Raw genomic sequence first — 25,395 nt, forward strand, 5'->3', positions numbered from 1 at the left:
GAAGGAGTTCCATATCCGTTACCTAATGTAAACATCGTTTGATAAGATGTACCTGTATTGTATATTGCATAACTATTGTTTAACGCTGTTGGCTTTTCAACCGTTGTAGTTGCTGGATTATCATATGTAACTGTATAAGTAAATGTCATAGACGTTCCATTATTAACAGTTGTTAATTTATAGTAAATTGGTATGTTATAATTTGTGTCAGTCCCTGAACCTGTATAAGTATTTGTAGTTGACGTTGCTGCGAATGTTGTTGTTGCCAATCTACTAAATGTTCTAAGTTTTAGTGGTGCTGTACTTGTAGATGTACTTGTTGAATCGCTCACTAATAATGTAGAACCTAAATCTGTATTTATCTGACTTTCTGAAGTACTCGTTAACTGTGACGTCGTTGAATTAATAGAAACTGTTGAACCACTATTACTGTCTGATGTAGAATTTGATGCCGTTATACTATTTGATTCTGTTGAATTTTTTCTTATTTGATTATCTTTTGTACTTGTTGACGTAATACTATTATCATTGGTTGAAGTACTACCTTTTTGACTATCAGTAGATGTCGTGTTGGCTTGACTATTAGTATCTTTCTCTGAAGTGGTGCTATTATTACTTGTTGAATTATCAGTAGTTGATGAACTTGAAGCTTTAGTATCAGAATTTGACATCGAGCTATCTTGCTTTTCAGAATTTGATGTAGATTTATCTGACGTTGAATCTGTACTTGTTTGACTATCTGTTGTAGATGATGAAGTACTTTTTTCTGTTGAATTTGTACTAGATGTAGCATCTTGGGAGGTACTTGTTTGACTTGAAATAGACTCAGTTGTTGAGGTTTCAGACTTTGTAACTTTGGTTGAGTTTTGATTTGCAACTGTTTCACTATTAGATGCAATTTCTAAAGTCATTGGTGTTTCAGAAGCTGCGTATGCGTGATGATCATTCAACATTGCAAATGTAAAGGCGCCTCCTGCTAAACCTGTCGCCTTCATCGCTTGATTTTTAAAATTTTTATCTTTATTAGTATCTAAATTATTAATTTGTTCAACATCTTTATTTAAAAAGGGTATACCTAACACTTTAAGTAATTGAACTTCTCTAATCCCAGCTTTAACCCATTGTTTACCAGATTTATAAAGTTTGACCCTAGCTTTTTCTTGACCAAAGGACCGTTTAAAATTTCTCTCTTTTCTCGACATAATACTCTCCTTTATTCTCACACTTACTTCCCAATTAACTAATTGACCACAATTAATTTGAATTTACATCTTTATAGTCCCTTTTACATGTAAATTGCAACAGAATTAGAACATCTATATATATAGTTTTTCTAGGTTTTATTGCACAAAACTCAATAACATTCAATCATCTATTCAAAATTGATTTTAGTGTTAATCTTGCAATACGTATATGAAGCTTGATTTAATAAGATATAATGGCAAAAATAACCTCAACCAATAAACATAACCACTTCAATGATTAGGGTTAAAATTCATTAAACTGCATGTAAATACATAGCATTAAACTATATAACAATTTTGTAACTATCTAATTTTATTCATCGTATTTAAAATAAGAATGTATTGAAGAATTATTATTGAATATAGAATATTTAAGTTGAAGTAGAACTAGTTTCTTCTTATTAAAATATAGTTTTCTTATACTTTTAAAATTAAAATTTAAAAATTAATCAAAAAGCTTTAAGAAGAAAATATTATTTAATTATTGGAGTGAATGTCCAAAGAGGGAAATATCTATTTAAAATGTGAGAATAAAAAAAGTGAGAATACTCAAGAAATAAATTAAACATAATATAGATATAAGGTTGAAACGTATTCGTCTCAACCTTATCCTTTCACTTCTTTAACCATGTTATACCACTTTATACCAGCATGTTGTGAGGTTGACTCTCCCTCATTGTTGTAGCCATAACGTTCATACAATGACACTAAAGCCTCTCGACATGTGAGTGTCACACCGCATCTTAATTGGCGCTTCGCCAGTTTCTCAAATTGCTCTAACAGTTTGCCCGCAATCCCTTGTCCTTGATAATCTTTGTTAACGACTAGACCTAATACACTAAGATAACCACCACTGTTAGGGTTGGATTGAATCTCTTCAAATAAGTCGTCGGTTATATATCGTTGATTAATTACAGGTCCATTAATATATCCGATTATGCGTCCTTCCTTTTCAGCGATAATAAATGTATCAGGTATTTTATTGATTCTCTGTTTCAAAGTTTTTGGCATTGCCGCTTCATCTGGCGTAAAACCCTCATTTTCAAGTTTAATAAGTGAGAACAAGTCTTCTTCTGTAACTTTGCGTAATTGCATTAAAACACCCTCTCTTATTTTCAAAAAGTTGATTATATAATAGCATACGCTTGCCTTAAATAAATATATGACAAAACTGTCATTCAGTTGATAGAAAATATTAAGGTTTAAATTAAATTATTATGTTAAGTTAAAAATATACATATTTATGATATTTTTAATTATTAAATAATCATCTTTATGTATGAAGAATGCTTTTTACTAAGGAGTGAATAAATTGATTAAAAGACGTTTTAAATATGCTTTTGGAACAACATTGATAACATCATCACTATTACTTATGTCACACGGCCATGCTTTTGCAGCAACAAGTAACATTGACCAAGAGTTCAACCATGATAACAATGGTCAACCAATTACATCCCAAGATAGTAACAACAATGTAGATCCAGGTTTCAACCATGATGTTGATGACAATAACGATACTGATCCTGGTTTCAACCATGATGTAATTAACAATAATGACCCTACTAAACACCAAGCTGAAGATAATGACATGGGATTCAATGGCTATGCCGAGCAAAATGGTCTAGTTAAACAAACATCTAAGTCTAATTCTCAACAAGACTCTGCTAAACACCAAGCTGAAGATAATGACACGGGATTCAATGGCTATGCCGAGCAAAACGGTCTAGTTAAACAAACATCTAAGTCTAATTCTCAACAAGATTCTACTAAACAACAAGCTGAAGATAATGACATGGGATTCAATGGCTATGTCGAACAAAACGGTCTAGTTAAACAAACATCTAAGTCTAATTCTCAACAAGATTCTACTAAACAACAAGCTGAAGATAATGACATGGGATTCAATGGCTATGTCGAACAAAACGGTCTAGTTAAACAAACATCTAAGTCTAATTCTCAACAAGATTCTACTAAACAACAAGCTGAAGATAATGACATGGGATTCAATGGCTATGTCGAACAAAACGGTCTAGTTAAACAAACATCTAAGTCTAATTCTCAACAAGATTCTACTAAACAACAAGCTGAAGATAATGACATGGGATTCAATGGCTATGTCGAACAAAACGGTCTAGTTAAACAACAAGATCAATCAACAAAATCACAAATGAATTCGCCACTTATTAAACAAGCAACTCGTTCTCAACAAGCGAGTCAAACTTCATTACATCATGAATTACCTATGACAGGTGAACGCACCTCAACGACACCGTTTGTTTACAGTCTTATAGCTTTCATATTAGGCGTAGGTGTAATTAGCCTTAGACGTAAATTTTCTAAATAAGCAATAACTATATTTTTCTAATTATCTGTTACTTTTATTACTAGAGCATTTCTTTTATGCATATGAAAACGAAGAAGCTATCGCTACAGGTGAATCAACCTATAAGCGATAGCCTCTTTTTTATAACTTCTAAACTAATAATAATTTGATGCCTCTAATAATATTTTTAATGAACAAATAAACGCCTACTACCACCAATATAACTGCAATTGTCCATGAACCAAATACAATCCAGCTTTCTGTATTAGTTGATGCATTGCCCATAACACTAGCAGATAGCATCAATGCTAATGGCGCTAATGTAAAGCAAACCCAAGTAAGTATATGGTTAAATAAAGCTTTACGTGCATGAGTTGATACAGATTTGTCAGCGATAATCCACATTACAATAGGTAATAGTATCGGTGCAAAAAACACACTTAAATAACTTATAGATGATGCAATATTTTCATTTCTACTACCATAGAATTCATCGTTTCTATATTTATTACTATTTACATTTTCCATATTTACTCACCTCACTTATATATAAACATATAAAATAGGAGACTTTTAGGAAAAGCGTCCAAAATTACAACTCTGTAAATTTCGGATATTTTATAATTTTGTAGAAATGTGAGACATAACTATGGCAAATAAATTAGTGAATGAATGCTTAAAATTTATATCTTAATGCAATAACATTTCAAAGCAGTTAGAACACAATGCTGTAATCCATCGACAAGGTTATAATGCTGACAAACGTGATGCTTATGCTGCGATGATAAAAGGGTCGTCATTCCTATAATGAAGTCAAAATCATTTTTGAAAACACTTTACATAGGGTTTTTAAAACATAAAAAATAAACCATGGTAATGGGACGCCACTCATATCAAATGCATTGTCCTATCTCCATGGTATATTTTAAACATTTAGAGTATCGAGCCGATTAAATAGACTTTAATATTTACTCGACTCTCTCATCTATACAATTCGCTTACGTATTGCTCCTGAAATTAAGTCAACAATTGCTACCATAATAACTAATCCGATTAATATGATACCTACCCTGTCCCAAGAACGTGTTTGAAGTGCAAAAATTAATGGTGTACCGATACCTCCAGCACCGATAAGTCCTAGAATCGAGGCAGAACGTAAATTCAATTCAAAGCGATATAACACAAGAGATAAAAATGATGGTAATATCTGTGGTATAACTGCAAAGATCACAGTTTTCGTCTTGTTAGCACCACTTGCTTTCAATGCCTCGACTGACGTGAAATCTAGCCTTTCGATATCTTCTACGAATAATTTTCCTAGCATCCCCACTGAATGAATGCCCAAGGCTAATACACCTGAAAATGATCCTGGTCCAACTGCTTTAATGAAGATTAAAGCCATGACAATTTCCGGAAATACACGAATGACACTTAATATAAATTTAGTGATGCCAGTTACTGGTCGTACTTTGATTAAATTTCGTGCACCTATAAAGGCAAATGGAATACATATAATAGCAGCGATAAACGTACCAATCACCGCAATCGCAAACGTTTCAAGTAATCCACGTAATAAATCTTCACCAGCAGGAATGTATACATAACCCCAATCCGGATGAAAAAGTCCGTTAAAAATAGATTTTAAAATTTCAATGGATTTGGATTTTAATTCTAATGCGGGCATTCCTACAAAACCCCACGCAATAATAGCCAAAACAACAATTACTATGATCCAATTTTTAATTATTTTTTCCTTGTGCTTTTTTGATTTAACGGGATAATTTTGTTCTAAATTATATTTATTTTGTGTCATGCGAGTTGTTTCCTCACTTTCGAGCTTACATAGTCAATGATGACAACAATAACTAATGTAAATAAAATAATCATCGCAGTTTTAGGATATTGGAATAAGCCTAAAGTAGAATCATAGAACAATCCAATACCGCCAGCGCCTACAAGACCAAGTACCGCTGAAGCACGAATGTTAATTTCAAAAGCGAACAACACATATGAGAAGAAAGTTGATAATATTTGTGGCACAACTCCGAAGACAATCCATTTCGTTTTATTTGCCCCAACTGCCGTCATGGCCTCCATTGGGCCTGGATCTATGGTTTCAAGTGCTTCATAGAGTAACTTTGCAATAACACAAATAGTTAAGATAAATAGTGCTAATACACCTGGAATTTGACCAATACCGAAGACAGCTACAAATATAGCTGCTAGTAATAAATCTGGTATCGTACGCACAATATTTAAAATAAAACGAGCCGGAATTGAAATCCATTTCGTTTTAACAATATTACTTGCACAGATTAAAGCAATTGGGATAGATACAATCGCACCTAGAAATGTCCCAACAATAGCCATGCGAATGGTATCTAACATAGGTTTCAATATTGTATGTATATATACCCAGTCTGGCGGTACCATTTGTCCAAAGAATGAACCAATTTGAGGTAAACCTACCATTAAATCGGCAAAACTAAAGCCAGTATATAAGAAACTCCATATTATTAAAGCTAATACTAGAAAAATAGTAAAACTCGTTTTTAGCGAAAACTTCTTATTTAAATATTCATCATATTTACTTGTTGTAGGTGTCGCCATATTATTCAACCCCTAGCTTCTCATCATCTTTAAGTTTACGACCGTAAATATCATTAAACACTTCCTCAGTTGCCTCACTTGCAGGGCCATCGAATACAAGTTCACCAGCACGAAGCCCTATAATACGCGTACCGTATTCAAGTGCTAGATCTACAAAGTGCAAGTTAATAAGAATTGTAATACCTAATTCTTCATTTATCTTCTTTAAATCATCCATCACTTGTTTTGTTGTTAGAGGATCCAAAGACGCTACAGGTTCATCAGCTAAAATAATTGCTGGTTCTTGTGCTAATGCACGAGCGATTGAAATACGCTGTTGTTGACCTCCTGACAATTCATCGGAACGTTGGTCGTATTTATCCAGAATGTTCACACGCTCTAAAGCATCCATGGCCTTTACTTTATCTTCTTTTGGAAAAAGCCCTAACACCATCTTCCAAGTTGGATGATAGCCAACACGTCCGCTTAACACATTGCGTAATACAGATGATCGTTTTACAAGATTAAAATGTTGAAAGATCATCCCAATATTACGGCGCATCATTAGTAGATCTTTACCTTTAGCTTTCGTAATCGATTTATCTTCAATAAGAATATCACCAGATGTTATATCATGAAGTCGATTAACTGATCTTAATAGCGTTGATTTCCCTGCACCTGATAAGCCTACGATAACTGCAAAATCTCCCTTTTCAATATTCAAATTGATGTCTTTTAAACCTACATGACCATTTGGATAAACTTTATTGACATCTTTAAATTCAATTTGACTCATTTAAATAGCACCCTTCATTTATTACAAAGAAAGGCGTGAGACAGAATTGTTTATGAATTCGTTGTATCTTTAGCTTGTTGAAATTCCCTTTACTAGGGTCTGCTCACACCCACAAGGACGACTAGAACTGAGAAAGCTTGTTTTATGTGCCATCTCAGTTCAGCCAGCTACTGCAAATTTGCTGAGTAGCCTCAAAAATATTATTTTCGACCTTGCTCCTCTTTGTCTTTTATTAATCTACAATGTTCATTAGTCTAAGTTTAGATATATTGTGATAATTTTAAAACTTCAATTTCGTTTAATGATGTTCTAATATTATTTCATATCTTGAACTTGTTTTTCATATTTTCTTACAATATCAAAGTCTGAATCTTTGGCATCTGTGTATCCTTCATGAGAATATACTTCACTGATGATTTTGTGACCTTCTTTTGTTTTTGCGATATCTTTAAATGCCTTTTTAAGTTTATCTTGGAATTCTTTATCCATATCTGGACGAACTGAGATTGTGTCATTTGGAATAGGTTCTGTTAACTTAATAATCTTAGTGTCTTTAAATACGTTAGGTTGATCTTTTTTAACAATGTTACGTGCATCTTGGAATACTGCTGCCGCGTCAACATCACCATTGAGTAATGAAATAACCGCTTGGTCATGCCCTTTCACATTTACAATATTCATATCTTTAGTAGCGTTAATGCCAGTCGCTTCTTTAAGTGTCGCAATTGGGAACGTGTAACCTGCTGTAGACGTTACATCTTGTAATGCGATTTTTTTACCTTTTAAGTCTTTTAAATCTTTAATTCCAGAATCTTTTTTGACCAAAATTTCTGATTTATAATCTTTAACTAATTTGTCTGAGCTAGACCCATCTTTGTTAACGCCATAACGTTGAGCTTGTAACAATAAATCTGCTGCTTTTTGATCATGTGCTAATGTGTATGCAGTTGGTGGTAAGAAACCTACGTCTACTTTTTTAGATTTCATCGCTTCTACGATTGTATTGTAGTTAGTTGATACAGATACTTTTACTGGGATGTCTAACTTTTCAGATAATAATTTTTCAAGTGGCTTTGCTTTCGCTTCAAGTGTGTCCGCGTTTTGAGATGGCACGAATTGCACTGTTAATTCTTTAGGTTTGTAACCATCTTTACCAGAATCAGAACCGCTGTCAGAACTTTTGTTGTTGCTATCTAATGAGCTATTATTTCCACATGCTGCTGTAAAAATAATAACTGTTAAAGCTAGCACTAAAAGATACTTCATTTGCTTCATAACTGTAATGCCCCCGTTCGATATGTATAAATCGTGTAATTTGTCAATTTAATTGACAATATAAGATTAGCACAATATTAATTGAAATAGTATTTAATTAACATAAAATTTATATAAAATACGTTTATATCATTAAGTTATTGTAAATTATTTCTAAAAAATCTTCTTAAAATCTATTCTGCATATATTTTTTACTATAATTTTTTTACTATAATTTTTTTCTATAAAAATAAATTTATTATTGGATATGAATAATGATTGATTATCACGCATACCTTATAATTATAAATAACTATCATTAATGAAAGGATGGTACTTATGACTCAACTTAGCTTTTATATCGTTAGTGATGTTCACGGCTACATATTCCCAACTGATTTCTCACAGACGAATCAACAGTTACCTATGGGTTTGTTATATGCTAATCAACTTATCGAACAATCAAGCAAAAACGACGATATTTACTTCAAAATAGATAACGGGGATTTCTTACAAGGATCACCTTTATGCAATTATTTAGTTTCAGAGATACACACTAGCAAACCATTAACAGCGATATATAATCGCTTGAATTTTGATTTGGGAACGATTGGTAACCATGAATTTAATTACGGCTTGCCTTATCTTAAAGACACACTTCATGACCTTAACCATCCAGTGCTATGTGCTAATATTTTAGATTCGAAACAGCAACCTCTTACAGGTGAAGGCGTACATTATATTGAAAAAGAAGGACTAACAATAGGCGTCATCGGTTTAACTACGCAATATATTCCCAACTGGGAACAACCTCATCATATCGAAGGTTTAACTTTCAAGAGTGCGATTGAAACACTTACCCAACTATTACCTAATGTCCGTGAAAAAGCTGACATCGTCGTCGTTTCATATCACGGTGGATTCGAATGTGATATAGATACAGAGGAACCAACTGAAGATTTAACTGGTGAGAATGAGGCTTCCGAAATTCTACGTCGCTTCCATGAAAGTATCGATGTCTTGATTACAGGTCACCAACATCGAGATATCGCGACAGTTAAGTATGAAACTGCCGTTATTCAACCTGGTACACGTGCAACACAAATAGGTAAAGTAACGCTAACGATTGACGACAATAATCATATTATTGATACGCAAAGCGAATTGTTACCTGTAGTGGGAGACTCAGAATTTAGTCTATTACCGGAAGATTCTAAGCTATTAACACATCTAGAAGACTGGCTAGATACTGAAATCACGACCTTACCTGAACCGATGTTAGTAGAAGATCAATTTGAGGCTCGAATTAAACCTCATCCACTTATTAATTTAATAAATGTTATGTTATTAGAGAAAAGTAGTGCTAATATTGCTAGCACAGCACTCTTCGACTCTGCAGCAGGATTTAATAAACGTATTACTATGCGCGATATCATCAATAATTATCCATTTCCTAATACATTCCAAGTTTTAAAACTTACAGGTGCAGATATTAAAGACGCTTTAGAAAAATCAGCAAGCTACTTCACGCTTAACGATAAAAATGAAATAACTATCAACGATGCATTTTTATTTCCGAAACCACAACATTTTAACTACGACATGTATGGCGGTATCACTTATACCATTCATGTAAGAGAACCTATTGGTCAACGCGTAACTGATATTAAGGTTGGCAATGAACCACTTATCAGTGATAAAACTTATACCATTTGTGTCAACAACTATCGTGCTGTAGGCGGTGGTAATTATGACATGTTCGCTGAAGCACCTGTAGTTAAAGATATACAAGAAGAAGGCTCACAAATTTTAATCGATTTCGTTACTAATGGTGATTTGCACAATATACCTCAAGTTGTTAACTTTAAAGTCAAACAATAATTCTCTTCTCACACTATTTAAATAATGTAAAATATAAGTGTAAATATTCTCACTAGAAAAGGAGTTCATTATTATGAGTGAATTTTTAGCTGCCATTGTCGGAGGTATCTTTGCGCTAATTGGAACATTTTGGGGGATTAAATATCAAATCACTAAAGAGAAAGAAGAAAAACGTGAAGATTATAAAAATGATATTTTGAGTATGATAGATTTAACTGCTTATAAAGCATCTAAAATAAGTAAAATTCATTTAAGTGAAACCAATGCTCTAATAAACAAGCCGCAAACGTTAGAAAAATGCGATGACGTGGAGGAACTTTTTGTAAAATTAGACGATCAAATCCAAGAATTATTGGGTACTATGAGTCACCATGAAGAAGAATCTAATAAACCTATTCGTGATTTGCTAAATTGCTATGAATCACTGGAGAATTATATCTCTAAATTTTCTATAGCTGCAAGAATCTATAATGATAAATACGAAACAAACTCTGACGATAAGCGCGTTATCATCGTGAGAACCAAAGAGAAATTAGATCGTAACATAAATACGTTCATAAATGATTTACGTCAATTTTCTAAACATCACTTCAATCACGATATGTACGAACCAACATTAAAATTCGAATCTGAATAACTATAATAGAACACCTCCAACATCGGTATAAAGATAAACTGACATTAGAGGTGTTTTCAATTTAACTATTATTCTTCAAATTGAATGTGTTTCTTTTCATAAAAATAATTAACTGCATTAATTAAAATACCTAAAATAATTATTCCCCCTGACACAAAGGTAATCATTAAATAAGGTAAACCGATTGATAATAAAATTGAACCGATAATGGCACCTAAAAAATTTGCCACATTAAAGATAGACGCCGCTAATGTACTCGCAAGTAATGGTGCTTCTTTGGCACTTAATATAATCTTACTATTTAATAACGGTGTCGTACCAAATGTTCCAAATCCAAATAAGAAACATATAATAATGGCTAAAATCGCATTATGCACAAAAGTGACAAATAATATGATAGTTAAAAATAGTAATAAAAACGTATAAAATAGATATTTTGTCAGTTTAGGTTCTGGCACATTCCCTGTGATTAAGTTGCCTAACACACCGCCTAACCCAAACATAAATAGACAAATTGTTAAGCCTACTATTTTAAAAGGTGCGAAGTCGTGTATCATTGGTTCCATAAAAGTATATGTTGTGAATACGCCAGAATAACCAAAGACAATAATAGACATCACGATTAAAATGTGTGGATTTTTAAATACTTTTAATTCATTTTTTAAATTAGATTCTGTACTTAGAGATACATCTGGTACAAACTTCAATATACCTAGCATTGTAATAATCGCTAAACCAATCATAACGCCAAATACGGCTCTCCAATTCGCAAAGCCACCTAAGAATGAGCCGAATGGCACACCAATCATAACCGCAATTGTTAATCCTGCTTGGACTAATGCGATGGCTTGCGGTTGTTTACCACGAGGTGCAACGGCTGCAGCCACACTCATACACACGCCAAAGAATGGTGCGTGCATTGAAGCTGACAACAATCTTGATAACAGCAATACTTGAAAATTGGGTGCCAACATCCCTACAATATTACTACCTATAAATATGGCAACTAAAATGGGTAATAAGCGTTTGGCACGAACATTCATTGTGAATATACGCATAAATGGTCCAATTAACGCAACACTCACAGCATATACACTGATTAATAAACCTGCACTTGAAATAGACACTTTCATATCACTTGCGATTTGAGTTAGTAATCCCGTTACAACATACTCTGCCATTCCTACTGTAAATGTACCTAACATGAATATGAAGAACATCATTCTGTTACCTTTCATCATTGCTACCTCCTTTTTTGTCGCTCTCAAAAATAATACGAGTGCTATATTACAAAAAATTAGATACCATGTGAAGAAGTTTGTTCAGATTTTTTATTTTCTTAAGTCAGTGTTCGCAAGTTTTCATATATTTTCATTGTATTAAAATTAAGACAATTTCAAGTATGTAGTATTTCGAAAACCTTCCATATATGTAACATTTTCAATCAAAATGTCGCTATGTTAATCTAACTAGCATAGGAGTGAAATGATGTCTGAATCTAAAAAAGATTAAATCCAAACAGCCACTTTGGGAACTCATAATTAATATTATCCTAGAACTATTTAATGCGATCATTCGATTTTTCAAACATTTATTATCTTAAATTCTCAGGTGATGTGGCGAATAATTAATAATTATCAATGCTATTACAACACATAATCCGCCTATCATAATGTGCAATGTAAAAGGTTCACCTAACCCTATAATTGAAAAAATGGTTGAAAATAAGGGCACTAAAAATAAAAAACTACTCGAAATAGTGGCACCACATAAATTCAAACTGCTAAACCATAATCCAATTGATCCAATAGACGCAGGAAACACAAGCCACCAAAACCATAACCATCCCCAACCATTCAATTGTTCAATGTGATAGTGCTCTCCTAACAATTGGCTAATCAAGAGCATGATGATGCCACCAAATAATAGTTGCCATCCCGTTAATACCCATGCACCTTTATCAAACTTAAATTGCTTGGTCACGACAGTATTACATGACCAACATAGTGAACCAAGTAATGCGACACACGCACCCCACCCTAGCAATGTACGATCTAACCCTAGACATACCGTAACCCCAACCACACCAATCACGAGTGTAACCATTTTAATCATTGTTAACCGCTCTTTCAGTATGAAATGTGCAAGAACAGCTAACCATAATGGATTGGTAAACAGTAAAACACCTGACATTGAAGAGGATACACCCAATGACATTGCTATATTTAATAATCCCATCGTTCCAGCCGATTGTAACGACAAATATAAAGCCTTTATAACTATTATGAGCAATTGATGGTAATGTGTTTTTAACGCCCCTTTTCAAAAATAAAACCAATAAGATAATGAATCCCGCGATGGTAAAACGCCATCCGCCTAGTAACATAGGTGGCACGTGTTCAATTGAGATGAGGTACTTCCCAGTTGGAAAAGAAGATCCCATACATATTGTCGTTAAAATAATACATATATAGAAGTATAAATGCGAACGTTGATGTAAATTCATAGATGTCATCTCCAGGTTATATATTAAAGATAATTAAGATATTCTTTATCTTTAATTAGTATTATAATGCACCCTTTCTATTTTTCAATCATAATATATAAAAATTTTATATTATATTTTATAATGAAATAAACGTCTATCATTGGAGGACTGTTATGAAATTATCTATAGGATGGGAACAAGCCGTCTATGTTCTCATAATGCTGAATCTACTACCAGAACATAGCGTGATGACCTCTACTGCTTTAAGTGATCGTTTAAATGTTTCAGATTCTTATTTAAAGAAGATTATTAAAGCTCTTGTTAAAGAAGGTCTCGTTAATTCTTCTACAGGCAAAAATGGTGGCTTTTCTTTAAATAAGCCTTTAAATCAAATCACATTTTATGATGTTTTTATAGCAATTGAAGGTCGAGACGCGATCTTTTCTAGTCAGCAATTATTGAAGCCCTTCTTAGGTGAAAATGAAGGTCAAAAAGCAGAAATGTGCGTAGTTAGTCATGCTCTAAATAAAATTGAAGCTACTCTAATTTCAACATTAACTTCTATTACACTAGATGAAGTAAATCAAAACATCGTCACAAAATATCGTCTAAACGATTTAAACCAATGGGTTTTAACAAATAGCAAAACACTGTAATACAAGCCTTCAGGATGTCTTACTTCAGACAACCCGAAGGCTACTTTTTATATCTAATTTGACAAAAATACAAGTCTTTTTGACTAATATACTTGTCGAAATGACAAAGATAATGTAACGTAAAAGCCAAGGAGTTGATGAATATTGCGAAATCGTCTTAAAGAATTACGTGCTCGCGATGGCTTCAATCAAACACAACTCGCTAAACAAGCCGGTATCTCTCGGCAAACAGTTTCTTTGATTGAACGTAATGATTTTATGCCGTCCATTTTAACAGCCGTTAAAATTGCGCGTATATTCAATGAACCAGTTGAAAATGTCTTTATATTTGAGGAGGGAGATTTATGAAAGTAAAACGCTATCTTATATTACTAGTACTTGGTGGCATTATTGGTGGTTTTGTGGGTTCTTCAATGGGAAGTATTAGTACTTTTCTATCAAATGTTAATTTTGCACATACCCATTTTGGGTTAATCATTTGTATCATTGCATCGCTAATTATCATCGGTCTTACATTTTATTTGTGGAAAGTTCAAAAAGATGCGCTTAAATTTAAAAATCAAAGTCTCAATTCTATTGAAGATGATGATGCTGATTTATTCGAAATGAAATCCAATTTAAACTTCAATAAATCTAGTATCATCACCTATATTCAATTAATCATAAGTTTTGTTGCGCTTTTATTAATCGTCTTTGGTCATGGTTCAAATATTGATGTATTGTACGCTACCATCCCTTACATGTTGACCATCATACCTTCAATAATGCTAGGCTTTTTCAATCGTCGTTTCGATTCACGTTATCCTAAAATAGGAGAAAAAAATTATACTGAAAAAACCTTAGCACTTTTGGATGAAGGTGAACGTCATATCGCTATAGTAAGTATGTATAAAAACTACGGAGTAAACTTAGTACTATTAATGATCGCAATTATATTTTTAGGTATCTTCTCTATTGATACTGACTCAAATCAAACATTAGGGATACTATTCTTAATAATTATTTTCGCCTATAACAGTTTAGGTTATATGTTAAAAGTACGTAAATTTTACAAATCCTAGTTATTTATTAATTAATCTATATTATGATAAAAGCAACTAATCTTTAATTGAATTAAATCTAATACTAATCAACAGAAAGAGTGGTTTATTATGGAACATCTATTGCAAGTGCAAGATCTCAACAAGTCGTACAAGAAATCCAATTTCCATTTGAAAGATATTTCTTTAACACTTCAACCTGGCGAAGTTATTGGTTTAATTGGTAAGAATGGTTCAGGTAAATCAACATTGATTAATACATTAGTTGGTAACCGTTTTAAAGATTCTGGAGAGATTTCATTTTTTGATCAAGTTATCTCTGATAAGGATCATGCATACAAAGAGCATATTGGCGTTGTATTCGATGACTTACGTGTGCCTGATAAACTCGAAATTAAAGATATGGATAAAGTTTTTGAGAATATTTTCAAAACGTGGAACAGTGATCGTTTCTTTGAAGTCATTCAGCGTTTCGAATTACCAACTAACGCTCAAATTAAAACATTCTCAAGAGGAATGCGTATGAAAGCAGCCTTAGCCATGGCTCTAGCGCATGATACAAAATTACTCATACTGGACGAAGCAACTGCTGGTATGGACGTATCAGGACGAGAAGAAGTCATTGAAATGTTGGAAGACTATATTTCAGAGGGTAATGGCATACTCATTTCATCTCATATTTCCGAAGATATAGAACATTTAGCTACAAAATTAATCTTTATGCGTGATGGTGAAATTGTACTTCAAGAAAGCAAGGAAGAATTGTTAAATCAATACGGTATTGTCGAAGTTGATGAGCATGATGTTTTAGATATTCCACAAGACATCATCATTGCATCAAGAGTGAGACAAGGTCAACGCCAAATCTTAGTCAAGGATTGGTCTAGTGTGACAAACGCTAACCCACTTAACACTATTGATGACGCAACAAAATTAATTATGAGAGGTAATAAATAATGAAAGGTCTAATTTTAAGTAGTTTCTATGCATCTAAAAAATCACTTATCACATATTTAATTGTAGCTATTGTAGCAAGTTTCTTATTCGCTTTTATAAATCCAGCAATGGCATGTTTCTTACCAATGATTTTCTTATTGTCACCAGTGACGGATAACTTAAAGCGAGAAAAAGATTCTAAATGGATGTATTATATTTCAACATTGCCAACACATCGAAGTGCTTACATTAAAAGTTATTTCGCATTTTATGGCATACTCATCTTTATCGGATTAATTATTGGATTAATTGCAGTATTAGCGATACATCAGAATTTAATGTTAACACTTATTTCAGGTTTAGTAGGTATTGGTGCGGCAGGCACATATGCTATCATGTTCCCGTTAACATTTAAATTTGGTCCTGAAAATTCAAATGTCATCATGATTTCAACATCGGTTATCGTTCTTATTTTATTCTTTATTACTTACTTTGGTGTTATTATGTCTGCCATTGTACGTTCAGGTTCATTCTCTGATTTAGGAACAAATCCTACAGATATCCTTTTCATTAGTTTATATGCAATACTTGGTTTGATTTGTTTAGTGGCTTCTTATTTCATTTCAATAGCCATTTTCAACAAACAAGAACTGTAATTTTTTGAATAATAACATAGTTTAATATATTAATACTGGTTCTAAACACGAGGCATCAACTGCTATCAAGTGTTTGGAACCTTTTTCGTCTCTATTCTTACATGCGTCATTCCATCATTATAGGGTATGGATTACTAAAAGCTTTTAACAAAGGAGTCCTCATCTAATGGATATTCAAACTATCGAACACTATTTAAATATTGATTCATCAAAATATCATGAACCTTCACTTGAAGCACTCAATTATTATATTAAACGCTATATGTTGGCGGTTCCTTTTGAAAATATCAATGTCCAAAATGGCATGCCTGTTTCTGTAGAAATTAATGATTTGTATGATAAATTGATCAATCAGCATCGTGGTGGATTCTGTTACGAAATGAATCATTTCTTTGGGACTTACCTTGAAGAAAAAGGTTTCACCGTATATCGTATGTCTGCAACTGTTGAACAACCTAATGGCAATCGTAGTCCAGAAGGTTCACACATGTCACTTGTAGTTCCAATTAATGACGTAAATTATGTCACAGATGTAGGCTTTGGTGACTTACCTTTACAAGCCTTGCCTATTACAAATATAGATCCTACTCACCCCGTTACAGATATTACCGGTAAATTCCGAGCAATTTCAGAACATGAAGGAACTTATAGCATTCAGAAACTCGAAGATGATAGTTGGATTACACGTTACGAGGCTCGTTTCCAACCTAAGCAAATAGAAGATTTTGAAGATATGATTCAATATAATTCACAACATCCAGATTCTATTTTTGTACAACAACTTATCGTTACTCAACCACAATCATTTGGACGAGCAACGATGTCCTCACACCATCTAACGCTAAGTAAACAAGATGGCAAAGATAAATATGATGTAACTTCAGATAACTACCGAAATATTTTAAAAAAATACTTTAATCTTGATGTTAAAATCAAACCACTAGAAGCATAATTTAATATGACCAGCAAGGTAATCTAGATTTAAGAGGTGTAATTATGACTAATATAGAAATTATTGGTGCCAAACAAAATAACTTAAAAAATATAAATGTATCAATTCCGAAGAATCAATTAACAGTTTTTACAGGGCGTTCAGGTTCGGGTAAGTCTTCCCTCGTCTTCAATACTGTAGCTGCAGAATCTGAAAGATTGTTAAATGAAACATATTCAAGTTATGTGCAACATCAACTGACACAATATGAGAAACCAGACGTCGATCAAATTAAGCATCTTCCTGTCGCAATGATTATTAATCAGAAACGACTTGGAGGTAACTCTCGTTCAACTGTAGGTACAATTTCTGATATTTACGCGTCTGTCCGACTGCTATGGTCACGTATCGGCAAACCATTTGTCGGTTATTCAGATATCTTTTCTTTCAATAACCCTAAAGGTATGTGTGAAACATGTTCAGGACTAGGTTATGTTGAGGATATTGATTTAAATGAATTACTTGATTATGATAAATCACTTAATGAGGATGCGATTAAATTCCCTTCATTTAGACCTGATAGTTGGCGAGGTAAACGTTATTTATATACAGGTTTGTTTGATAATGATAAGAAATTAAAGGATTATACGAAAGAAGAAATGGATACGTTTTTATACACCGAACCAACTAAATTAAAGAATCCACCATCAAATTGGCCTAGAACTGCCAAATTTGAAGGTCTTATTCATCGTTTCCGTCGTTCATTTTTACTCAATGATAATTTTGAAAAGAAACGTTTTAAAGAAGATATTGACCGTGTAGTATCGAAACATGATTGTCCTGATTGTCATGGACAACGTCTTAATGACACTGTATTAAGCTGTGAAATCAATGGCTTAAATATTGCAGAATTTACAAACCTACAAATCGATGAGGCGTTAGACTTTTTAAGAAAAATAAAATCAGACAAAGCCCGTGTGATTATAGAGCCACTTAAGAAGCAACTAGAAGCATTAAGTTATATTGGATTGAATTATTTAACACTAGCGCGAGAAACAACTTCACTATCTGGTGGTGAGTCACAACGTATTAAACTCATTCGTCACCTTAATAGTCCTTTAAGAGACTTAGTCTATATTATTGATGAACCAAGTGTCGGACTACATCCAGAGGATATTCAGCGTATCAACGATATCATTCAATCCTTAAAAGATAAGGGCAACACAGTCCTCGTTGTAGAACATGATCCAGATGTTATCAAGACTGCTGATCACGTTATTGATTTAGGACCTTTAGCAGGAAAAAATGGCGGTGAAATTACATTTACTGGCTCTTATAATGAATTACTCAGTTCGGACACAAGTACTGGTCAGGCGTTGAACCGTCAGCATCAACTTAAAAAAACGCCACGTAAAGCGAAAGACATGCTTCAAATTGCTAATATTAGTCGCAATAACTTACAAAATGTCTCAACTGAACTACCTAAGCATGCAATGACTGTTGTTACAGGTGTTGCAGGTTCAGGTAAAAGTTCACTCATCACTGCAGGATTTGAACGTGAACAAGAGGCGATCTTTATTGATCAGAAACCTGTCCATGCATCAAATCGTTCTAATCTACTTACTTATTTAGATATCTTTGATGATGTACGTAGTTTCTTTAGTCAACATACTGGTCTTAAGAAGAGTATGTTCAGCTATAATTCAGAAGGTGCCTGTCCGGAATGTCATGGTAAAGGGGTTTTAAAAACGGAACTTGCATTTATGCCAGACTTTTCACAAGTATGTGAATTATGTGGTGGTACAAGATATCGTCCAGAAGTGTTAGAAGCAAAAGTGGAAGGCTATTCTATTGCGGATATTTTAGCGTTAACCGTAGATGAAGCTATTGAGAAATTTAGCGACAGTCCAGGTATTACACGACCGCTTCAAGCATTAGCGGATACTGGATTAAACTATATGACTCTTGGACAATCATTAGATACCCTTTCAGGTGGTGAAATTCAACGTGTGAAACTAAGCCGTTACCTGACACAAGATGTGAACGATAAGATCTTTATTTTTGATGAGCCAACGACTGGGCTACATGAAGATGATTTACCAATTCTAATTGATTGCTTTAATCATCTTATTGAAGAAGGCAATACGGTTATCTTGATTGAACATAATTTAACGATGATGACTCAGGCGGATTGGTTAATTGATATTGGGCCTTATGCTGGAGATAAAGGTGGTCAATTACTTTATGCGGGTGAACCTGAAGGCATTTTTGACATCGACAATTCCGTAACCGCTAAACATTTAAAACGATATATTGGCCAATAAGTAAACAAAACAAACACCCCCACATGCTGATTAGACATGTGGGGGCATAATTTTGCCATTATGAATTTTATCTACACTTATAGTAACTTGTGTTGGTGCAACAATTCTTCGATATAGGTACCTTTTATTTTCTTCAAGAAAGCGTTAAGAGCGAGTTTCTGTATTTTGTTATGTTCTGAGAGTTCTGATAGATTTTTACCATCATTAAGTTCATATAAGGCATCCATCAATATACGAAGGTCGAATTCTGTTGCAACCACTTCAGGGACACCTCTATCTATGTCCAATAATTGGTATACTGCTTCCATAGCAGTCCTTACCGAATATCCAGTGGTAAATACAGTATCTCTTTCTGTTTCTGCAAAATTACCAATAAAGGCTATGTTGCGAGCATTTTCAGGCACGACAAGTGGTCTGTCCCCAACGGATCTAGGCATAAAATAAGAACAGATATATGGCATATAGACTGGTATCGTATTACATTGCGTTTTAGCGAGGTCTTCAATTTGATTGATAGGAACGCCCATATGATATAACCATTCTTGGCAAATTTCATTTCCACTGCATTCAGTGATAGGTTTATGGATGTAATCCCCATTTACGTTTGAATATAATGCATAGATCCAAACGCTCACCTTGTCTTCGGGTTGGCTTTTAAATTGTTGTTGACGATTAACAGTAAAACTCATTTGCCATTTAGAATCATTAACAGTAACAATACCACCTGTCACTGTCTTGCCGGCTAAAGGGTCTCGTTTACAAATTTGCTCGATTGTATTAATAATTGTCATGTTATTTGTCGTCGCGGTTGCTGATACAAACCAACTTTTGTCTGGTAAACGATGATAGAACTTTTCGGGACAACCAAACTCAGGGCTCTGTTTGGCAAGATTACGCCATAACGTCCAACTACCACCGATTTCTTTTGTAGGGGGTGCGGGTGTGTTGTTATCTCCATAAGTTGAACTTTCAGTGATACTACCATTCGTAACAAATACTAGATCATCTGGCATTAGAGGAATGATATCATCTTTACCTGAACGCTTAAGTTGAATTTCACGCGCAACCTTCTCTTTCGTTGTGATATCTACTTTGATATTCAACACTTGAACATCATATTGAAATTGCACACCGTGGGACTCTAAGTAAGCAATCATCGGAAGAACTAGTGATTCATATTGATTATATTTGGTGAACTTAAGGGCACTGAAATCTGCTAATCCTCCAATATGATGTACAAAGCGCATTAAATATCGACGCATCTCCATTGCAGAATGCCATGGCTCAAATGCGAACATCGTTTTCCAATAGATCCAGAAATTCGAATGCAAAAAGTCATTTGAGAAGACATCCGTAATCTTCACATCGTTTAATGTCTCTTCTTTCATTAAACATAAATGAATGATTTCTTTAATGGCTTGTGGCGCCAAAGTAAAATCACCATCAGTAGCTAACTGATGCCCCCTTTTCTCAATAACACGACAACGTGAGTAATTAGGATCTTCTTTATTTAACCAATAAAACTCATCTAGAACTGAAGCATTTTCCATTTCAAGTGACGGGATGGAGCGAAATAAATCCCACAAACATTCGAAATGGTTCTCCATTTCTCTTCCACCTCTCACAACATAGCCTTTCAAAGGAAGTTCATCTCCATCTAAACTTCCACCAGGTTTAGATAATTCTTCTAAAATATGGATTTTTGACCCATCCATTTGTCCGTCTCTAATCAAGAAACATGCAGCAGCTAGAGATGCTAATCCGGAACCAATAAGATAAGCAGATTTACGCTCTACATTTTCTGGTTTTTTAGGACGTGCAAATGCTTCATAATTTCCATTACTATAGTACATACGTATCACTTCCCAAGTTTTCATAGTTTTTAATTTTTAGATTGAAAAGTAGTAAACTATAAGTAATCTTAAAGAAATTAATCTACCCTTCGATAGTATTATAAAATGACGAGGGGCAAGAATTGTGCGTCACTTATGTGCGTTTGTAACATATGCGACATTTTATTCAAACTGTCCGATATGAGGAGTGATTAAGTTGAACAAACAAGATTTACGCGTCCAAAAAACACATCAAGCCCTAATTATTTCATTTTCTGATTTACTACAAACTAAATCTTTTGAACAAATAACGGTTCAAGACTTATGTGCAAATGCAAATGTACGACGATCAACTTTTTATCGTCATTTTAATGATAAATATGACTTGTTAAATCACGTTGTCGGCACGTTGATTGATCATTTTAGAGAGTTATATTTACCAGACATTAATCCCGACAATCCTAGACAATTTTTTGAGAAATTGATGAGAGATGTTTTGACATTTATTCACGATAATAAAGATATTGTCCGTAGCGTTATAACACTCAATTTTTACGGCGAAGTTTATACTATTTTTTATGAGCAAATCTATAAAGCAGTTCAAAAGCAAATTGAATTTGATCGACAGAGTGGTCAATTTTATGTAGATGTAACAATATATGGAGAATTTTTAACTGGAGGTATTTTGAGCGTCATCACGAATTGGATTCAACATGGACAACAACAATCGATTGATAAAGTAACGAAAGAAATTGTTAATATGATATGTGGCGCAAGAGAAGTACATTTGAAAAAACTGAGCTAAAACGCCTTTATTAAAGATATTTCATTATTTGAAAAATGTCGCCAAGATAAAAGCTTAGCGACATTTTTTCTAATTTAATTTACTGATTTAGAACCATTTCCATTTTTTATCAGCAGCTACACGTGGATACTGACTGCCTGGTAAGAAATCCCTATTATAATGAACATAGACTTTACCTTTACTATTGATAGCTAGATGCCATTTAGATTTATCTTTAGGTACAACATCATATAAATCTTTTTTTACATGATATTTCTTGCCATCTATCTCATGGTCTCCTTCAGTTAACACTTTCTTATATTCATATTTTTGACGATATTGTTTGATGATGTGATTACCTATTCTATTTCTATTGTATTTCGCATTTACATCACCAAAGGGTTTCACATTCATTAGTGTTTCATTTAGACGTAATTGATCTTGCTTATTTGTCAATGCAATATTATAGCCTTTATTACTTGTACCTGTCTTTAAGCCATCTGTACCAGGTAAATATAGTGGTTGCCCTTTTAAAGATAAATTCGTACTTTTAAAAGTATTTCCTTTTTGAGTATCCCGTGGCAACTTAGATATTTGTAATATCTGAGGATACTTCTTAATTAACGCTTGCATTAAAAGGTTCATATCTTTAGCGGTACTTTTAGGGTAATCTTGTTTCTTAAATTTTGAAGGTGCATATTGATCTAATAAACTATTCTGCGCACCTGCTGGATTGACAAAATTGGTATTAGCCATATTAAACGATTTAGCTCGTTGATTCATTGTGTTAGTAAATTTATTATTATCGCCACTTACTTTCTCACCTAATATCATTGCTGCGACATTACTTGATGCTAAAGTGGTTTGTTTAATTAATTCCTCAATAGTATGCGTTTGACCTTGTTTCAATGATACTGATGATAGGTTTGGTAGGTTGGACATGGTAGCATACTTATTTGTAATTTTGACTTTGTCACTGAGCTTTAACTTCCCATTCTCAATCGCTTCATAAGTTAAATATAAGGTCATTATTTTAGACATAGAAGCAGGGTCAACCTGATTATTTCCCCGGTAATTATATAGAATTTGCCCTTGCTCAGTAGTAAGCATGACACCACTAGGCTGATATTTCGTACTAATACTACTTTTCTTTTCTTTATTAGCAATAGTTACTGGCGATTCACTCGCATCACTTATCGAAGTATGTAATAACGAAATCGTAGTGATAATACCTATTCCTTTTACAAATTTACCAAACAAAATATCCCCTACTTTTTTAATATTAATAATGTTGTACAATACCTTTTATAACAATATTATAGGAATAATACAACTACATTCAAAATCATAATCACTTAACTATATTGTTGTTACTTACTATACATTTTGATATCCATTAAACTTTACTTGCTTTTTAATGAAAAATTGAAACTCTGAGAACTACCATAATACAATTCTCAGAGTTCGACTATGTCGTTTCAATTAAGATTCGTCACATAGAAAGTAATTAAAATTATTTATAACCTTTCTCACCTTTAAAATAACTACGATCTTCTTTGCTATAAACTTTGTCTGGATTTACAAATGGTTTCAACTTGTTTTTAAAGTCATATAGATTCAAACCATCCATAGCAACACGGTCTTGATAAACGCTATCTTCACCAATATCAGTAAAATTATTTGGACCTACTCCAGCTAAGAATTTAAATCCTGCTTTATTCTCTAGGTACTGATAGCCTGCTGAACCTCTATCTTGCGCACCATGAGGGAAAATAAATAAATCCGTTTTGCCAATAATCGGCGTTACTTCTTTCTTCCAACGTTCTGTATCTTTCACAATACGATCATATGAACTATTTGCAAAATCAATGTGCCCCCAAGAATGACTTGCGAATGTCCAACCATCGCGTTTCATTGCATTTGCAACTTTTATCGCTTGTTCTTTTCGCTTAGAGTAGTCTTTACTATCCAACTCATTCGTGCGATATCCGAGTACCCCATTGTATCCAGTTAAACCAACTACACCTTTTTGTCCATTCAATGAAAAATCTGGATGTTCTTTTACGAATTGATTTAGAATTGGAACAATATCATTCGATTCACTTTGAGTAACCTTACCATCTTTGTCTTTCGTTTCAGATACAACATGATTATATTTGTCTAATACTAAGCGATCTGCATAACCATTTCCTCTCATATATTCATAATAATTCATATCATCTATTGATAAAATTAACGGTTTCTTTCCTTTGGGCAACTTAAGTGATTTCTTTTTAATAGGTTTAGAATTGAAATCATATGCATCATGTGGATCAATCAATATGTAATGATACTTATATAATTCATCAAGTGAGCGTTTAAATTCTTCAACGGTAATCATCCAATCATTATTGCCTTTGGCTTGATTCACTTCACCAGTAAACGCCACTTTAGGATCCGTAATTAAAGGATGGAAGAAAATATGTGCTACATCCCCCTTATATTCAACCCAATCTTTTTGACCAGAACTACGCTTTTTCGCATAAATATTCTCTTCTTTATTATGCGTTTCTTCTTTAGCTTTTTTCTCATGCGTTTGCGATGTCGATTGACAAGCACATAAAACCATGGCTATTAAAACAGTGAATACACTCAACAAATATTTTTTAATCATGTATTAGCTCCTTTATGTAAGAAAGTAATTTTATGCTGATCACTAAATATTATATAACATTTTTATACTATGTATAACATATCATTTATAACTTAACGGAATTTTTACATGAAATTAATTTTATTCTGTATTAAATTATTTGTTTCTTCTTTTCGCGAGAAATTTCATACTTATATTAACTACAATCGCTAAAACGATTAAGCTTTTCAATATTAATTCATAAATTGTTGGCATCGAAAATGTACTAATAAACATAAATATTAGTATGAGTACTATCGCAATTTTATCGTGAATATCTAATTTCATTATGTTCACCTTTAGCTTTAATATAATTTCCTATATAATTGCATTATACATATAATAGGAGA

Annotated in this window: 24 protein-coding genes and 2 pseudogenes; 12 read left to right on the plus strand and 14 right to left on the minus strand. The window is 33.3% G+C overall.

The window, feature by feature from the left end; all coding sequences use genetic code 11:
• Window positions 1-600: 600 nt before the first annotated feature.
• Window positions 601-735, plus strand: coding sequence for a hypothetical protein (locus tag BDW31_RS12990; protein ID WP_256122440.1), 135 nt, complete (start codon window positions 601-603; stop codon window positions 733-735).
• A 344-nt stretch (window positions 736-1,079) separates the two neighbouring features.
• Here the strand turns inward: BDW31_RS12990 and BDW31_RS12995 are convergent.
• Window positions 1,080-1,202: pseudogene (locus BDW31_RS12995) on the minus strand (KxYKxGKxW signal peptide domain-containing protein); the annotation flags it as partial.
• Between the two features lie 648 nt (window positions 1,203-1,850).
• On the minus strand, window positions 1,851-2,339 hold the full coding sequence (locus BDW31_RS00615; protein ID WP_110708916.1) for a GNAT family N-acetyltransferase: 489 nt from the start codon (window positions 2,337-2,339) through the stop codon (window positions 1,851-1,853).
• A gap of 208 nt (window positions 2,340-2,547) precedes the next feature.
• Here BDW31_RS00615 and BDW31_RS00620 point away from each other — a divergent pair, with 208 nt between their 5' ends.
• Window positions 2,548-3,591, plus strand: coding sequence for a hypothetical protein (locus BDW31_RS00620; protein ID WP_258365713.1), 1,044 nt, complete (start codon window positions 2,548-2,550; stop codon window positions 3,589-3,591).
• A gap of 129 nt (window positions 3,592-3,720) precedes the next feature.
• Here BDW31_RS00620 and BDW31_RS00625 read toward each other — a convergent pair whose 3' ends face one another.
• The 5 genes from BDW31_RS00625 to BDW31_RS00645 all read right to left on the minus strand — a co-directional run bounded on the left by BDW31_RS00625 (window position 3,721) and on the right by BDW31_RS00645 (window position 8,230).
• The gene (locus BDW31_RS00625) at window positions 3,721-4,098 is read right to left on the minus strand and encodes a magnetosome magnetite crystal formation protein family (RefSeq protein WP_070632177.1); all 378 of its coding nucleotides are present in this window, start codon (window positions 4,096-4,098) and stop codon (window positions 3,721-3,723) included.
• A 457-nt stretch (window positions 4,099-4,555) separates the two neighbouring features.
• Window positions 4,556-5,383 (minus strand): phosphonate ABC transporter, permease protein PhnE, encoded by an 828-nt coding sequence (gene phnE / locus BDW31_RS00630; RefSeq protein ID WP_110708921.1) that lies wholly within the window; start codon window positions 5,381-5,383, stop codon window positions 4,556-4,558.
• Window positions 5,380-6,180: a phosphonate ABC transporter, permease protein PhnE gene (phnE, locus tag BDW31_RS00635; protein ID WP_110708923.1), complete on the minus strand. Its 801-nt coding sequence runs from the start codon at window positions 6,178-6,180 to the stop codon at window positions 5,380-5,382. Before phnE (BDW31_RS00635) ends, phnE (BDW31_RS00630) begins: the two co-directional genes overlap by 4 nt.
• Before the next feature lies 1 nt (window position 6,181).
• Window positions 6,182-6,955 carry a phosphonate ABC transporter ATP-binding protein gene (phnC, locus tag BDW31_RS00640; protein WP_110708925.1) on the minus strand — a complete coding sequence of 258 codons (774 nt, stop codon included), beginning with the start codon at window positions 6,953-6,955 and terminating at the stop codon, window positions 6,182-6,184.
• A gap of 315 nt (window positions 6,956-7,270) precedes the next feature.
• Window positions 7,271-8,230 (minus strand): phosphate/phosphite/phosphonate ABC transporter substrate-binding protein, encoded by a 960-nt coding sequence (locus BDW31_RS00645; protein WP_110708927.1) that lies wholly within the window; start codon window positions 8,228-8,230, stop codon window positions 7,271-7,273.
• Between the two features lie 318 nt (window positions 8,231-8,548).
• Here BDW31_RS00645 and BDW31_RS00650 point away from each other — a divergent pair, with 318 nt between their 5' ends.
• Window positions 8,549-10,090 carry a bifunctional metallophosphatase/5'-nucleotidase gene (locus BDW31_RS00650; RefSeq protein ID WP_110708929.1) on the plus strand — a complete coding sequence of 514 codons (1,542 nt, stop codon included), beginning with the start codon at window positions 8,549-8,551 and terminating at the stop codon, window positions 10,088-10,090.
• A gap of 73 nt (window positions 10,091-10,163) precedes the next feature.
• Window positions 10,164-10,727, plus strand: coding sequence for a hypothetical protein (locus BDW31_RS00655; RefSeq protein WP_016930610.1), 564 nt, complete (start codon window positions 10,164-10,166; stop codon window positions 10,725-10,727).
• A gap of 68 nt (window positions 10,728-10,795) precedes the next feature.
• On the opposite strand, the gene BDW31_RS00660 is transcribed toward BDW31_RS00655, so the two are convergent.
• The 3 genes and pseudogenes from BDW31_RS00660 to BDW31_RS13000 form a co-directional block, all read right to left on the minus strand.
• Window positions 10,796-11,965: an MFS transporter gene (locus tag BDW31_RS00660; RefSeq protein ID WP_110708931.1), complete on the minus strand. Its 1,170-nt coding sequence runs from the start codon at window positions 11,963-11,965 to the stop codon at window positions 10,796-10,798.
• 361 nt (window positions 11,966-12,326) lie between these two features.
• Window positions 12,327-12,842, minus strand: coding sequence for a DMT family transporter (locus BDW31_RS00665; protein WP_483883063.1), 516 nt, complete (start codon window positions 12,840-12,842; stop codon window positions 12,327-12,329).
• A gap of 12 nt (window positions 12,843-12,854) precedes the next feature.
• Window positions 12,855-13,242, minus strand: a pseudogene (locus tag BDW31_RS13000) (EamA family transporter); the annotation flags it as partial.
• A 146-nt stretch (window positions 13,243-13,388) separates the two neighbouring features.
• Here BDW31_RS13000 and BDW31_RS00670 point away from each other — a divergent pair.
• The 7 genes from BDW31_RS00670 (at window position 13,389) to BDW31_RS00700 (ending at window position 19,758) form a co-directional block, all read left to right on the plus strand.
• Entirely contained in the window at window positions 13,389-13,871 is a 483-nt protein-coding gene (locus BDW31_RS00670; protein ID WP_110708933.1) for an RrF2 family transcriptional regulator, read from the plus strand.
• Between the two features lie 144 nt (window positions 13,872-14,015).
• Window positions 14,016-14,219 carry a helix-turn-helix transcriptional regulator gene (locus BDW31_RS00675; RefSeq protein ID WP_011274640.1) on the plus strand — a complete coding sequence of 68 codons (204 nt, stop codon included), beginning with the start codon at window positions 14,016-14,018 and terminating at the stop codon, window positions 14,217-14,219.
• Window positions 14,216-14,932, plus strand: coding sequence for a DUF3169 family protein (locus BDW31_RS00680; protein WP_110708935.1), 717 nt, complete (start codon window positions 14,216-14,218; stop codon window positions 14,930-14,932). Before BDW31_RS00675 ends, BDW31_RS00680 begins: the two co-directional genes overlap by 4 nt.
• Window positions 14,933-15,022: 90 nt before the next feature.
• Complete coding sequence (locus tag BDW31_RS00685) at window positions 15,023-15,868, plus strand: ABC transporter ATP-binding protein (RefSeq protein WP_110708937.1); 846 nt, start codon at window positions 15,023-15,025, stop codon at window positions 15,866-15,868.
• Window positions 15,868-16,503 (plus strand): ABC-2 transporter permease, encoded by a 636-nt coding sequence (locus BDW31_RS00690; protein WP_016930604.1) that lies wholly within the window; start codon window positions 15,868-15,870, stop codon window positions 16,501-16,503. Before BDW31_RS00685 ends, BDW31_RS00690 begins: the two co-directional genes overlap by 1 nt.
• A 166-nt stretch (window positions 16,504-16,669) precedes the next feature.
• Complete coding sequence (locus tag BDW31_RS00695) at window positions 16,670-17,455, plus strand: arylamine N-acetyltransferase family protein (RefSeq protein ID WP_110708939.1); 786 nt, start codon at window positions 16,670-16,672, stop codon at window positions 17,453-17,455.
• 44 nt (window positions 17,456-17,499) lie between these two features.
• Window positions 17,500-19,758, plus strand: coding sequence for an ATP-binding cassette domain-containing protein (locus BDW31_RS00700; protein WP_110708941.1), 2,259 nt, complete (start codon window positions 17,500-17,502; stop codon window positions 19,756-19,758).
• Between the two features lie 77 nt (window positions 19,759-19,835).
• On the opposite strand, the gene BDW31_RS00705 is transcribed toward BDW31_RS00700, so the two are convergent.
• On the minus strand, window positions 19,836-21,611 hold the full coding sequence (locus tag BDW31_RS00705) for an oleate hydratase (RefSeq protein ID WP_110708943.1): 1,776 nt from the start codon (window positions 21,609-21,611) through the stop codon (window positions 19,836-19,838).
• Window positions 21,612-21,807: 196 nt separating this feature from the next.
• Between BDW31_RS00705 and BDW31_RS00710 the strand changes: the two genes are divergently transcribed.
• Window positions 21,808-22,395, plus strand: coding sequence for a TetR/AcrR family transcriptional regulator (locus tag BDW31_RS00710; RefSeq protein WP_110708945.1), 588 nt, complete (start codon window positions 21,808-21,810; stop codon window positions 22,393-22,395).
• Window positions 22,396-22,482: 87 nt separating this feature from the next.
• Here the strand turns inward: BDW31_RS00710 and pbp4 are convergent, their stop codons facing one another.
• The 3 genes from pbp4 to BDW31_RS12405 form a co-directional block, all read right to left on the minus strand.
• Complete coding sequence (gene pbp4, locus BDW31_RS00715; protein WP_110708947.1) at window positions 22,483-23,634, minus strand: penicillin-binding protein PBP4; 1,152 nt, start codon at window positions 23,632-23,634, stop codon at window positions 22,483-22,485.
• 253 nt (window positions 23,635-23,887) lie between these two features.
• On the minus strand, window positions 23,888-25,027 hold the full coding sequence (locus tag BDW31_RS00720) for a polysaccharide deacetylase family protein (protein WP_110708949.1): 1,140 nt from the start codon (window positions 25,025-25,027) through the stop codon (window positions 23,888-23,890).
• Window positions 25,028-25,162: 135 nt separating this feature from the next.
• Window positions 25,163-25,333 (minus strand): hypothetical protein, encoded by a 171-nt coding sequence (locus BDW31_RS12405; RefSeq protein WP_161511575.1) that lies wholly within the window; start codon window positions 25,331-25,333, stop codon window positions 25,163-25,165.
• Window positions 25,334-25,395: the final 62 nt, after the last annotated feature.

Source organism: Staphylococcus sp. AtHG25 (assembly GCF_003217445.1).
GTDB classification, from domain to species: Bacteria; Bacillota; Bacilli; order Staphylococcales; family Staphylococcaceae; genus Staphylococcus; species Staphylococcus haemolyticus.